Genomic DNA, 234 nt, shown 5'->3' with positions numbered 1-234 from the left:
GCAAGGTTAAAACTCAAATGAATTGACGGGGGCCCGCACAAGCGGTGGAGCATGTGGTTTAATTCGATGCAACGCGAAGAACCTTACCTACTCTTGACATCCAGAGAACTTTCCAGAGATGGATTGGTGCCTTCGGGAACTCTGAGACAGGTGCTGCATGGCTGTCGTCAGCTCGTGTTGTGAAATGTTGGGTTAAGTCCCGCAACGAGCGCAACCCTTATCCTTTGTTGCCAG

Annotated in this window: 1 rRNA gene; it reads left to right on the top strand. The window is 50.9% G+C overall.

Annotated elements, in window-relative coordinates:
- A 16S ribosomal RNA gene (locus tag WFO70_RS22365) occupies positions 1-234 on the top strand; the annotation flags it as partial.

Source organism: Leclercia sp. AS011 (genome assembly GCF_037152535.1).
In the GTDB taxonomy this organism is placed as follows: Bacteria; Pseudomonadota; Gammaproteobacteria; order Enterobacterales; family Enterobacteriaceae; genus Enterobacter.
This window is presented reverse-complemented; position numbering and strand designations above follow the sequence as displayed.